Genomic DNA, 11,518 nt, shown 5'->3' on the forward strand with positions numbered 1-11,518 from the left:
ATGCAAAAGGCCTGCGAGGTATAGTCGCAGGCCTTTTGCGTCAGGCATCGATTCGATTACTGATTCGTCAGCGGCATCACAATGCGTCGACCAGTTCGGGAACCGCCTGGAACAGATCGGCTACCAGGCCGTAATCCGCCACCCCGAAGATGGGCGCTTCGGCATCTTTGTTGATCGCCACGATGACTTTGGAGTCTTTCATGCCGGCCAGATGCTGGATGGCGCCCGAGATGCCCACCGCGACATACAACTGGGGCGCAACGATCTTGCCGGTTTGGCCCACCTGCCAGTCGTTGGGCGCGTAGCCCGCATCGACCGCGGCGCGCGAGGCGCCCAATGCGGCGCCCAGCTTGTCGGCCAGCGGGTCGAGCAACTTGAAGTTCTCGGCGCTGCCCATCCCGCGTCCGCCCGATACCACGACCGACGCACCAGCCAGTTCAGGACGATCGCTTTTTGCGACTTCGCGGCCGACGAACGACGAGCGCCCTGAATCCGAGACTGCATCGACGGTTTCGACGGCGGCGCTGCCGCCTTGCGCGGCCACGGCATCGAACGCCGTGGTCCGCACGGTAATGACCTTGACCTGATCCCCGGACTGCACCGTTGCGATAGCGTTGCCCGCGTAAATGGGACGCGTAAAGGTGTCGGCCGATTCGACCGAGATAATGTCGGAAATCTGGGCGACATCGAGCTTGGCCGCCACGCGCGGCGCCACATTCTTGCCCGCGGCGGTGGCCGGGAACAGGATGTGGCTGTAGGCGCCGGCCAGCGCCAGCACTTGCGCGGCGACGTTTTCCGCCAGGCCGTCAGCCAGCGCAGGCGCGTCCGCCAGCAAGACCTTGCTTACGCCCGCAGCCTGGGCCGCCTGATCGGCAACGGCCTGGGCGCCGCTGCCGGCAACCAGAACGTGAATGTCATCGCCCAGCTTGGCGGCCGCGGCGACCGTATTCAGGCTGGCCGCTTTCAGGCTTGCATTGTCGTGTTCAGCAATTACCAATATTGTCATTTAAACCACCTTTGCTTCATTCTTCAGTTTGTCGACCAGCGTTGCCACATCGGGCACCGTAATGCCTGCGGAACGTGCAGGCGGCTCGGACACTTTCAGCGTCTTCAGGCGCGGGGCGACGTCGACGCCCAGGTCCTCAGGGGTGATGACCTCGAGCGGCTTTTTCTTGGCCTTCATGATATTGGGCAGCGTAACGTACCGGGGCTCGTTCAGCCGCAGGTCGGTCGTGACGATGGCGGGCAGCTTGAGCGAGAGCGTTTCCAGGCCGCCGTCGACTTCGCGCGTGACGGTGACGCTGTCGCCCGAGACTTCGACCTTGCTGGCAAACGTGGCCTGGGGCCAGTCCAGCAGGGCCGCCAGCATCTGGCCGGTCTGGTTGGCGTCGTCGTCGATCGCCTGCTTGCCCAGAATCACCAGTTGAGGCTGCTCTTTGTCGACCAGGGCCTTGAGCAGCTTGGCCACGGCCAGGGGCTGCAGTTCGGCATCGGTTTGCACCAAGGCCGCGCGGTCGGCGCCGATGGCCATGGCGGTGCGCAGCGTTTCCTGGCACTGTGCAACACCGCAAGACACTGCAATGACTTCGGTCGCAGCACCTTTCTCTTTAAGGCGCGTAGCCTCTTCGATGGCAATTTCGTCAAAGGGGTTCATGGACATTTTTACATTAGCGATGTCCACAGCGCTTTGATCAGACTTGACGCGTACTTTGACGTTGTAATCAACCACACGCTTGACAGGTACCAGCACCTTCATCGAGCATCCTCCAAGGGAACTATAAAAAAAACCGTAAAAAATCCTTTGTATTCTACAACTTTGCCAAGGCCCTGATGTGTGCATCGACACTGCGTCCAAGGGCCGACAAGTTATAGCCGCCTTCCAGAAAACTGACGATCCGGCCGGAAGCGGTTTCATCGGCCACCGCCACCACCTGCTCGGTGATCCAGGCGTAATCGGATTCGACCATATTCAACTGGGCCATATCGTCTTCGCGGTGGGCATCGAAGCCCGCCGACACAAAAATGAACTGGGGTCGAAACGCCAGCAGCCGCGGCACCCATACATCGGCCACCAGGGCACGCAGCGCATCGCTTTTCGTATAGGCGTCGACCGGTATATTTACCATGTTTTCCGCCGGCGGGTGCTGATACTGGCCGGGAAACAGGGGGTGCTGAAAGAAACTGCACATCAGCACGCGCGGATCCCCGGCCAGCATTTCTTCGGTGCCATTGCCATGGTGCACATCGAAATCAATAATGGCCACGCGTTCCAATCCGTATTGCTCAAGCGCGTATGCCGCCGCGATGGCGATATTGTTGAGGAAGCAGAAACCCATGGCCTGCGCCGGACGCGCATGGTGCCCCGGCGGCCGCACGGCGCAAAAAGCGTTGCGATGCGTCTGCTGCATGACCGCATCGACCGCCGTGATGCCGGCGCCGGCAGCCGCCCACGCCGCCTCCAGCGTATGCGGATTCATCAAAGTATCGGGATCGATCTGAAAATAGCCCTCTGCCGGCGCATGGCCGCGCAGGTACGCAATATGCTCGGCAGGATGCACGCGCAAGAGATCGGCGTCGCTGGCCGGGCTTGCGGTCTCTTCCTGGAGGAAATCCAGCAAGCCGCTGGCCACGAGGCGGTCATTGATGGCATCCAGCCTGTCGGGGCACTCTGGATGCCAACTGCCCATCTCATGCAAGCGGCATGCGGGGTGAGTAATATATAGTGTCTCCATAAGGATGATTATGTTCAAACCCGCTCGTATATTGCAAGTCAGCTTCCTCAGTCTGTTTTTGGCGGGCTGCGCGGCCACCGAAACCTCCGCCTTGCGGCCCGGCGCGCCAGCCCTGCCGCCACCCGCCGCCCCCGCCCCGGCAACGGGATATACGCCAGCCGCCGTCGACACTGCGCCGCCCATCGGGGCCGGGCAATCCATCGCGGGCGCCCGGGGGTTCTTGCAGGACAACGGCGCCCTCACGCCCAACATCCAGGCCTATGCCAACGAGGTCGCCAGCGCCCGCCATATTCCTATCGGCCATGTCGAAGCCCTGCTGCTGCAGGCCCAGTACAACGCGGCGGCCGTCAAGCTGATGACGCCATCGAAAACGCGCATCCGCCGCAGCTGGGTCACTTACCGCAACCGTTTCGTCGAGCCGGTGCGCATCAATGCCGGGGAAGCTTTCTGGTCCGAAAACAAGGCCATGCTGGACCAGACCGCCCGCCACTACGGTGTGCCGCCCTCTATCATCGTGGCCATCATAGGCGTTGAAACCGTGTATGGCAGGAATACCGGCAACTTTCGCGTGCTGGACGCCTTGACGACCCTGGGCTTCCGCTATCCCGACAGCAGCCGGCCCGAGCGCAGCCAGTTGTTCCGCGACCAGTTGGCTGACCTGATACAGCTGGACTACGAGAAGAAACTGAATGCCAGGGAAGCCATGGGCTCATTTGCGGGCGCCATGGGCCTGCCGCAGTTCATGCCGGGCAGCCTGATGCGCTATGCGGCCGATGGCAATGGCGATGGACGCATCGACCTGCTGTACAGCGTCGACGACGCCATCGCCTCGGTGGCCCGTTTCCTGCGCTTGCACGGCTGGGAGCCGGGGCTGCCCGTATTTGCGCCTGCCACCCTGCCGCAAAACCCGCAAGCCCTCGTGGTGGGGGGGCTGTACCCGACGCTGGAATGGACGCAACTGCAGGATCTGGGCGCGGCGGTCCGCCCAACACCGGGCAACCCCGCCGGCGCCAGTGCGCGACAAGCAATGCATGCCGCCGCGGGCAGCGACTGGCGGCAGCATAAGCTGGGCGTGGTGGATCTGCTGGACGAACCCAGGAATACGGCCGAGTACCGGCTGGGGACGCCGAACTTTTTTGCCATTACGCACTATAACCGCAGCTATTTTTATGCCACCTCGGTGGCCGACCTGGCCCAGGCGCTGGCCGACCGCATGGGCTACGGCTGGCCCAACTGAGCAGGCCCCTGCGGCGGCTTTTAAGCAAGCACTGACTGACGCTAGTTGAACACGCCCGTGGACAAATAGCGGTCACCGCGATCGCAGACAATGAACACGATGGTCGCGTTGGTGACTTGCGCCGCAACACGCGTTGCCGCCACCAGCGCACCCGCCGAGGAAATTCCGCCGAAAATGCCTTCTTCCGCCGCCAGCCTGCGCGCCATCACCTCGGCCTCCGTCTGGGAAATCAGTTCAAACCGATCGACCTCGGCGGGCTGATAGATTTTGGGTTGATAGGCTTCCGGCCATTTCCGTATGCCCGGAATCTGCGAGCCTTCGGCGGGCTGGGCGCCCACGATCTGCACCGCCTTGTTCCGTGAGCGCAGGTACCGCCCCACGCCCATGATCGTGCCTGTCGTGCCCATGGCGCTGACAAAGTGCGTGATGCGGCCATCGGTCTGGTCCCATAGCTCAGGACCGGTGGTTTCAAGATGGGCCAGCGGATTGTCAGCGTTGGCAAACTGATCAAGCACTTTGCCCTTGCCCTCGGCCTGCATCTTGTCGGCCAGGTCGCGTGCGTATTCCATGCCGCCCTGGTCCGCCGGCGTCAGGATGAGCTCGGCCCCGTATGCGGTCATGGAGGCGCGCCGTTCAACCGACAGGTTATCGGGCATAATGAGTATCATCTTGTAGCCGCGCACCGCCGCGGTCATGGCCAGTGCAATGCCGGTATTGCCGCTGGTGGCTTCGATCAGGGTATCGCCGGGCTTGATCTCGCCACGCGCCTCGGCCTGGCGGATCATGGAACTTGCGGCGCGGTCCTTGACCGAGCCGGCGGGGTTATTGCCTTCAAGCTTGGCCAGAATCACATTGCCACGCGGCTCGCCGGACTCGCCCGGAATGCGTTGCAAGCGGACGAGTGGCGTTGCACCAATGGTGTCTTCGATAGTCAGGTATTTTTTCATGCGGAAATCATACACCCAAGCGCCTGACGGCGACATAACAGTGCCCCCAATCGCGCCTTGGGCTGGCCATCCACCTTGCGGTCCGCGTGCCGCCCGGATTCGCCGTTATTTGGGTTTCTGGCCCGCCGCGGCGCCTGCCGGCCCGGCAGCGGGCGCCTTGGCCGGGCCGGCGCCCGCCCTTAAGCCGGCCGCCTGCAAGGCCGCCGCTTTCTTGGGCCCGATACCTTTGACCCTTTCGGACAAGTCTTCCAGCGATTCGTAGCGCCCGCCGCGCGAACGCTCGTCGATGATGATTTGCGCCGTTTTGGGGCCAATGCCGCGCACATCGCGCAATTGTTCTTGCGTGGCGGTGTTGACATCCAGCGCATACGCCGTGCCCGGGAGCGCCAGGCCCGCCAGCACGCCCAGCGTCAATCCCACCAGCGCGCGGCGTTTCCAGCGACGAGCCGGCACGGCGGCGCCGGCAAAACGCAGGCAAGAAGCATTGGCCAGCGGCTGGGCCACAGTGGATTCAGTGAAAGGGTTCATGAGCAGCCTCCAAGTGAAGTTGAAGGAAGCAAGCCCGGCATCTGTTCTGGATGAACCGCCCCGCCTGCTTCCTGTCTGCCATGATCGCTGGAACCATCAAGCGCCGACAGGGCCGGCACGATGATTAGTCCATGCGTAAACCTACGGTCAGATGCGGCCTTGCGCCAGCAGCGCCTTGGTGTATTGCGCCACGCCTGTCTGCACGTCGCGAAACGGCTTGTCGTATCCCGCCGCCCGCAATTGATTCAAATCGGCCTGCGTGTGGCTCTGGTATCGCCCCTTGAGGTCATCGGGAAACGCAATGTAGCGGATCAGGCCCTGCTCCACCAGTTCCGCCAGGGACAGCTCGGGTTTGCCTTTGCTGCCGCGCAAGGTGTTCACGACGGTGCGTGCCACATCGTTGAACGGCTGGGCGCGGCCGGTGCCGCAATTGAAAATGCCCGATTTCGTCGGGTGATCGAGAAAATGCAGGTTGACGTCGACCACATCGTCGATATAGATGAAATCGCGCAACTGGCCGCCATCGACATAGCCGTCCCAGCCGCCGAACAGGCGCACATGGCCCTCGGCCTGAAACTGATTCATATTATGGAAGGCAACCGAAGCCATGCGGCCTTTATGCTGCTCATTGGGGCCGTACACATTGAAGTAGCGCAAACCCACCACGGGCGCGGTAAGGGTATGGAACTGGCGGCGCAATACCTGATCGAAAAGATACTTGGAATAGCCGTACACATTCAGGGGGGACTCGTACAAGGGGTCTTCAGCATAGACCGGTCCGGCGCCGTAGACGGCGGCCGATGACGCATAGATGAACGGAATCTTGCCCGCCTGGCAGAACTGGAACAGTTCCAGCGTAACCCGGTAGTTGTTGTCGAGCATGTAATGCCCGTTGCGCTCGGTGGTATCGGAACAAGCGCCCTGATGAAACACCGCTTCGATATTCGCAAGCTGCCCCTGGGCAACGCGTTGGCGAAAATCGTCTTTATGCAGATAGTCGGCGATCTGGCCATTGACCAGATTCACGAACTTGTCGCCCTCGGTCAGGTCGTCGACCACGAGGATATCGGTATGGCCGCGCTCATTCAGGCCGCGCACAATATTGCTGCCGATAAAACCGGCGCCTCCGGTTACCACGATCATGATAATTCTCCTGCAGTGACGACGGATGTGCCGAGCTTGCCGACCACGATGCCCCCCGCCCGATTGGCCCATAGCACGGCGTCGAACCAGCTCATGCCGGCTGCTCGGGTAACGGCCAGGGCGGCCAGGACCGTATCGCCCGCCCCCGAGACGTCGAACACCTCGTGCGCATGGGCATCGGTATGCTGGCGGCCGTCTTGAGTGAACAGGGTCATGCCCTGTTCGGAACGCGTCACCAGCAGCGCGTCCAGGGCAAGTTCCTGCCGCAAGGCCTGCGCACGCTGTTCCAGTTCGTCTTCGTCGTGCCAAGGCCCCACAGCCTGCTGCATTTCCAGGCGATTGGGCGTGATGATGGTCGCGCCGCGATAGCGCTGGTACAAATGCCCTTTCGGATCGACCAGCACCGGCACGCCCGCTTCACGCGCCGCGCTGATCAGCGCATCAACCTGGGCCAGCGCGCCTTTGGCGTAATCCGACAGCACCAGCATATCGTGCTGCGCGATCAACTGCTTTGCCTGGGCCTCGAGCTTGGCCAGCGACGGCTGCCCCGGCTCCTGTTCAAAATCGATTCGCAGCAACTGTTGCTGCCGGCCCAGAACCCGCATCTTGAGCGTGGTGGGCAAGTCGGCATCGGCCACCAGGCAGGAATTGATGCCGGCCTCACGGGCCAGATCGCGAATTTTGCTGCCCGCTTCGTCGCCCCCCACAATACCCAACAAACTGGCTTGCGCTCCCAGCGCCACGATATTGCGCGCCACATTGGCCGCGCCGCCCAGGCGGTCTTCCCTGCGTGCCACCCGCACCACCGGAACCGGCGCCTCGGGCGAGATGCGGTCGACTTCACCGAACCAATAGCGGTCTAGCATGATATCGCCTGCCACCAATACTTTTACGCGGCTGACCGCTTCTGCCGGGAACGGCATCATTTCATTTCCTCCAGACGGCGGGGAGCATAGGTTTCCCACGAGTTGCATCCAGGACATTGCCAATAAAAGTGACGCGCTTCGAAGCCGCAGACGCGGCAGGCATAGCGGTCGAGTCTTTGCGTGTGCTTGTGGATGAGCGACCGCAGCAGGCTCAGGTCGGCGCCGGGCACGACGTCTGACGCGCTCTTGCCCGCCACCGCCTGACGGGCGCCGTCCGCCGCGGCCGCCGTGACGGACGCACCGGCCTCATCGTAGGCGGCCAGTTCGGCCTCGAGCAGCCGATCGAGCCCCAGCAGCGACGGATGCGCACGCAATGCCTCGCGGGCAAAGGCCCAGGCCGGCGCATAGCCCTGCTGGGCCCGCAGCTCACGGAATACCACATTGAAGGTATCCAGCGACGGATAGCGCATATAGTGCGCTTTCAGTACGTTCAGCCCTTCCGCCTGCTGGCCGACACGCCGATAGCTTTCAACCAAATCGGCCGCCACGAGGCTGGCATATTCGGGCGCAATCGTCAGTACGGATTCCAGATAGGCGCGTTCACGCTCTGGCATATTGTTGAGCTTGGCCAGATGCGCCCGCAACATGGCAATGCGCGCCTCGGACGCCTGGCCGCGGGCCTGGCCGCGCAAGGCAGCGGCCGCATGGTCGGCGGCATCCAGCGCGGCCTCGGCCGCCCCCAGGTCAGCGGGCTTGCCCAACATGGCGGTCATGGCCCGTTCGCACTGGTAATGCACCAATTGCGGCACCGGCTCGTCGACCAGCGCACGCAAACGCTTGACGGTCTCGATGGCGCGCGGCCAATCGTGCTCGGACTCGTAGATACGTATAAGCGCCCGCACCGCCGGTATCGCAAACCGCGTATCCAGCACCTGCTCGAAAGCCTGTTCGGCGCGGTCCAGCATGCCCGCCTTCAGGAAATCCTGGGCCAGTTCATGCTGCGCGTTTTCGCGGTCGGTCTGCGGCAGATCGGCACGCGACAGCAGGCTTTGGTGCACACGAATGGCACGCTCCATTTCACCGCGCCGGCGAAACAGGCTGCCCAGCGCAAAATGCAGCTCGGTGGTCTCGGGATCAAGCTTGGCCACCTCGACGAATGCATCAATGGCCCTGTCAGGCTCTTCATTCAATAAAAAGTTAAGCCCCTTGAAATAGGAATTCGGCAAGGAGCGCGTTTCGGAAAGCATCTGCCGGATATCGACGCGCGCGGCAATCCAGCCGAGCGCGAACAACAGAGGCAGAAAAATCAGCCACCACGGTTCAAAATCCACGCTATTCAACCTCGGTGCAAGTTATAGGGGAGCCAAGGGCGCAACCGTTTCCGGCGCCACGGCAGCCGGCTGGGGAGTGGGCTGCCGGATTTTCTCTTCGAGCCGGGCCAGCTCGCGCCTGAGCCGCGCGGCCTCGCGCCGCCGCCTCATGATGGACGGAGCCGCCACCAGAAACCCGAAAATCACGCCCAGGACAAATACCACCAACATCACCACGATCAAAGGCACGCCCGTTGCGACATGGTCGGCAAAAAAGCGGACATCCACCGGCCCCGTGTTTTTAAGCGCGAACATCAGCACCACAACAAACACCACCAGCCTCAGTATCCAAACCAGATAACGCATAACGAGCTCTCCAATAAACCGGGAATTGGACAATTGTAAGGGGAATCTCCGCCTCTGCCCCGTAACGGCCAAAAAGAAAGCAGGCCCCCGCGACGGAGGACCTGCTTTCATCGGCTGTGCCGACTGACTGCAGCCAAAAGGCGGAACGCTCAGCCGTGCATGATGCGTGTGTCAAACTGCCCTAAGGCAAATGTAGACTCGCTTGCAGCTGATTCGCCGTCTTGGTCGTTGCCGGAATCGACGCGCTCGCGCAGCTCCTTGCCAGGCTTGAAGTGCGGCACCTGTTTTCCAGGCACCTGGACTTTCTCGCCAGACTTGGGATTGCGGCCTATGCGCGGCGCCCGCTCGGACAGGGAAAAGCTCCCGAATCCGCGGATTTCGATGCGCTGACCCGCGGCCAAGGCCTGGGTCATGGCATCGAGCACCGTCTTGACGGCGTAATCGGTATCACGCGCCGCCAGTTGCGGGTAACGGCTAGCAAGAATCGCTATCAGTTCCGACTTTGTCACGCCAATTAACCGTCGTCGCGTTGCTGATCAAGCTTGGCTTTCAGCAAAGCACCCAGGTTGGTCGTACCGGACGAGGCGCTGGCTTCCGACATGCGCTGAATGGTATCGGCCGTTTCGGCATTGTCGCGCGCCTTGATCGACAACTGGATCGAGCGCGTCTTGCGATCGATGTTGACAATCATGGTCTCGAGGTTATCGCCGGCATTGAGCACCGTGGTGGCGTCTTCGACGCGGCCAGCGGAGATTTCCGATGCGCGCAGATAGCCTTCGACATCCACCGACAGGGTCACAACCGCGCCCTTGGCTTCAACCGACTTGACGACGCCAGGCACAACCGCGCCCTTGTCGTAAGTGGCCACGAAGTTATTGAAGGGGTCGCCTTCAAGCTGCTTGATGCCCAGCGAGATGCGTTCTTTGTCGGTGTCGATACCCAGAACGACGGCGTCGATTTCATCGCCCTTCTTGAAGTTGCGCACGGCTTCTTCGCCGGTTTCCGTCCAGGACAGGTCGGACAGGTGAACCAGGCCGTCGATGCCGCCAGGCAGACCCACGAACACGCCGAAGTCGGTAATGGACTTGATGGCGCCGCGGACTTTGTCGCCACGCTTGAAGTTGATGGAGAACTCTTCCCATGGGTTCGCACGGCATTGCTTCATGCCCAGCGAAATACGGCGGCGGTCTTCGTCGATTTCCAGGACCATGACTTCGACTTCTTCGCCCAGGGTAACCACCTTGCGCGGGTCGACGTTCTTGTTGGTCCAGTCCATTTCGGACACGTGAACCAGGCCTTCGATACCAGCTTCGACTTCAACGAACGCACCGTAGTCGGTCAGGTTGGTGACCTTGCCGAACAGGCGGGTGCCTTGGGGATAGCGACGGGCCAGACCGACCCATGGGTCTTCGCCCAACTGCTTGACGCCCAGCGAAACGCGGCTTTTTTCCTGGTCGAACTTGAGTACCTTGGCTTCGACTTCCTGACCGACTTGCAGCACTTCGGACGGATGACGGACACGGCGCCATGCCATGTCGGTGATGTGCAGCAGACCATCGATGCCGCCCAGGTCGACGAACGCACCGTAATCGGTGATGTTCTTGACGACGCCCTTGACCACAGCGCCTTCGCTGAGGGTTTCGAGCAGTTTCTGGCGCTCTTCGCCCATGCTGGCTTCAAGCACCGAGCGACGCGACAGCACAACGTTGTTGCGCTTGCGGTCAAGCTTGATGACCTTGAATTCCATGGTCTTGCCCTCGTAGGGCGTGGTGTCCTTGACGGGACGCAGGTCGACCAGCGAACCGGGCAGGAAGGCGCGGATGCCATTGGTCATGACGGTCAGGCCGCCTTTGACTTTACCGGTAATGGTGCCAGTCACCATTTCACCGGACTCGAGCGCCTGCTCGAGCTGCAGCCAGGCCGACAGGCGCTTGGCGCGATCGCGCGACAGAATGGTGTCGCCATAGCCGTTTTCGAGCGAATCGATGGCAACCGACACGAAATCGCCGGCTTCGACCTCGAGCTCGCCCTGATCGTTCAGGAATTCTTCAAGGGGAATCAACGCCTCGGACTTGAGGCCTGCATTGACCACGACAAAGTTGTGATCGATGCGAACGACTTCTGCGGAAATGACCTCACCGGACTTCATGTCCTGGTTCTTGATGCTTTCGGCAAACAGGTCGGCAAAGCTTTCGCCGCCGGAGGCGACAGTGGTTGAAATGGTGGACATTAAATTAAATCCATAAGCCAACATGGCTGTTAAAAACACACCAAGGCAGCAAACCCGCCCCAGTGGAGTAGAAAATAATTCCGGACGCATTCCGTGCCTGGACAGCAAAGCAGCCAGTACGACACAGCTTGCGCCTGAAACCCCAACCCGGCGCTGCCG

12 protein-coding genes are annotated in these 11,518 nt (G+C 61.6%); 1 reads left to right on the forward strand and 11 read right to left on the reverse strand.

What is annotated here, in order from left to right:
* Positions 1–76: 76 nt before the first annotated feature.
* Genes RE432_RS16030 through RE432_RS16040 form a run of 3 tightly spaced genes read right to left on the reverse strand, consistent with a single transcriptional unit; the run spans position 77 to position 2,732 of the window.
* On the reverse strand, positions 77–1,006 hold the full coding sequence (locus tag RE432_RS16030; RefSeq protein ID WP_310934519.1) for an FAD-binding protein: 930 nt from the start codon (positions 1,004–1,006) through the stop codon (positions 77–79).
* Entirely contained in the window at positions 1,007–1,756 is a 750-nt protein-coding gene (locus RE432_RS16035; RefSeq protein ID WP_310934520.1) for an electron transfer flavoprotein subunit beta/FixA family protein, read from the reverse strand.
* 52 nt (positions 1,757–1,808) lie between these two features.
* Positions 1,809–2,732, reverse strand: coding sequence for a histone deacetylase family protein (locus tag RE432_RS16040; RefSeq protein ID WP_310934521.1), 924 nt, complete (start codon positions 2,730–2,732; stop codon positions 1,809–1,811).
* A 10-nt stretch (positions 2,733–2,742) separates the two neighbouring features.
* Between RE432_RS16040 and mltB the strand changes: the two genes are divergently transcribed.
* Complete coding sequence (gene mltB, locus RE432_RS16045; protein ID WP_310934522.1) at positions 2,743–3,969, forward strand: lytic murein transglycosylase B; 1,227 nt, start codon at positions 2,743–2,745, stop codon at positions 3,967–3,969.
* A gap of 41 nt (positions 3,970–4,010) precedes the next feature.
* Here mltB and cysM read toward each other — a convergent pair whose 3' ends face one another.
* The 8 genes from cysM to rpsA all read right to left on the reverse strand — a co-directional run bounded on the left by cysM (position 4,011) and on the right by rpsA (position 11,359).
* Entirely contained in the window at positions 4,011–4,916 is a 906-nt protein-coding gene (gene cysM, locus RE432_RS16050) for a cysteine synthase CysM (protein WP_310934523.1), read from the reverse strand.
* Positions 4,917–5,021: 105 nt separating this feature from the next.
* A complete protein-coding gene (locus RE432_RS16055) occupies positions 5,022–5,444 on the reverse strand; it encodes a DUF655 domain-containing protein (protein ID WP_310934524.1) in 423 nt (140 codons plus the stop codon).
* Between the two features lie 147 nt (positions 5,445–5,591).
* Positions 5,592–6,587: an ADP-glyceromanno-heptose 6-epimerase gene (gene rfaD, locus RE432_RS16060; RefSeq protein WP_310934525.1), complete on the reverse strand. Its 996-nt coding sequence runs from the start codon at positions 6,585–6,587 to the stop codon at positions 5,592–5,594.
* Positions 6,584–7,513: a D-glycero-beta-D-manno-heptose-7-phosphate kinase gene (rfaE1, locus tag RE432_RS16065; protein WP_310934527.1), complete on the reverse strand. Its 930-nt coding sequence runs from the start codon at positions 7,511–7,513 to the stop codon at positions 6,584–6,586. The genes rfaD and rfaE1 overlap by 4 nt, the downstream gene beginning before the upstream one ends.
* Complete coding sequence (lapB, locus tag RE432_RS16070; RefSeq protein ID WP_310934528.1) at positions 7,510–8,784, reverse strand: lipopolysaccharide assembly protein LapB; 1,275 nt, start codon at positions 8,782–8,784, stop codon at positions 7,510–7,512. Before lapB ends, rfaE1 begins: the two co-directional genes overlap by 4 nt.
* 21 nt (positions 8,785–8,805) lie before the next feature.
* Positions 8,806–9,129, reverse strand: coding sequence for a LapA family protein (locus RE432_RS16075; RefSeq protein WP_310934529.1), 324 nt, complete (start codon positions 9,127–9,129; stop codon positions 8,806–8,808).
* A 149-nt stretch (positions 9,130–9,278) separates the two neighbouring features.
* Positions 9,279–9,638, reverse strand: a complete 360-nt coding sequence (locus tag RE432_RS16080) for an integration host factor subunit beta (RefSeq protein ID WP_310934530.1) — start codon at positions 9,636–9,638, stop codon at positions 9,279–9,281.
* 5 nt (positions 9,639–9,643) lie between these two features.
* Positions 9,644–11,359, reverse strand: a complete 1,716-nt coding sequence (gene rpsA / locus RE432_RS16085) for a 30S ribosomal protein S1 (RefSeq protein WP_310934532.1) — start codon at positions 11,357–11,359, stop codon at positions 9,644–9,646.
* Positions 11,360–11,518: the final 159 nt, after the last annotated feature.

The organism is Pusillimonas sp. SM2304 (genome assembly GCF_031628915.1).
Taxonomy (GTDB): Bacteria; Pseudomonadota; Gammaproteobacteria; order Burkholderiales; family Burkholderiaceae_B; genus Pusillimonas_C.

What these genes read in the sequence shown, in the direction of transcription:
- RE432_RS16030 (WP_310934519.1), bottom strand. Translation starts at nt 1,006, where the DNA reads ATGACAATATTGGTAATTGCTGAACACGACAATGCAAGCCTGAAAGCG.
- RE432_RS16035 (WP_310934520.1), bottom strand. Translation starts at nt 1,756, where the DNA reads ATGAAGGTGCTGGTACCTGTCAAGCGTGTGGTTGATTACAACGTCAAA.
- RE432_RS16040 (WP_310934521.1), bottom strand. Translation starts at nt 2,732, where the DNA reads ATGGAGACACTATATATTACTCACCCCGCATGCCGCTTGCATGAGATG.
- mltB (WP_310934522.1), top strand. Translation starts at nt 2,743, where the DNA reads ATGTTCAAACCCGCTCGTATATTGCAAGTCAGCTTCCTCAGTCTGTTT.
- cysM (WP_310934523.1), bottom strand. Translation starts at nt 4,916, where the DNA reads ATGAAAAAATACCTGACTATCGAAGACACCATTGGTGCAACGCCACTC.
- RE432_RS16055 (WP_310934524.1), bottom strand. Translation starts at nt 5,444, where the DNA reads ATGAACCCTTTCACTGAATCCACTGTGGCCCAGCCGCTGGCCAATGCT.
- rfaD (WP_310934525.1), bottom strand. Translation starts at nt 6,587, where the DNA reads ATGATCGTGGTAACCGGAGGCGCCGGTTTTATCGGCAGCAATATTGTG.
- rfaE1 (WP_310934527.1), bottom strand. Translation starts at nt 7,513, where the DNA reads ATGATGCCGTTCCCGGCAGAAGCGGTCAGCCGCGTAAAAGTATTGGTG.
- RE432_RS16075 (WP_310934529.1), bottom strand. Translation starts at nt 9,129, where the DNA reads ATGCGTTATCTGGTTTGGATACTGAGGCTGGTGGTGTTTGTTGTGGTG.
- rpsA (WP_310934532.1), bottom strand. Translation starts at nt 11,359, where the DNA reads ATGTCCACCATTTCAACCACTGTCGCCTCCGGCGGCGAAAGCTTTGCC.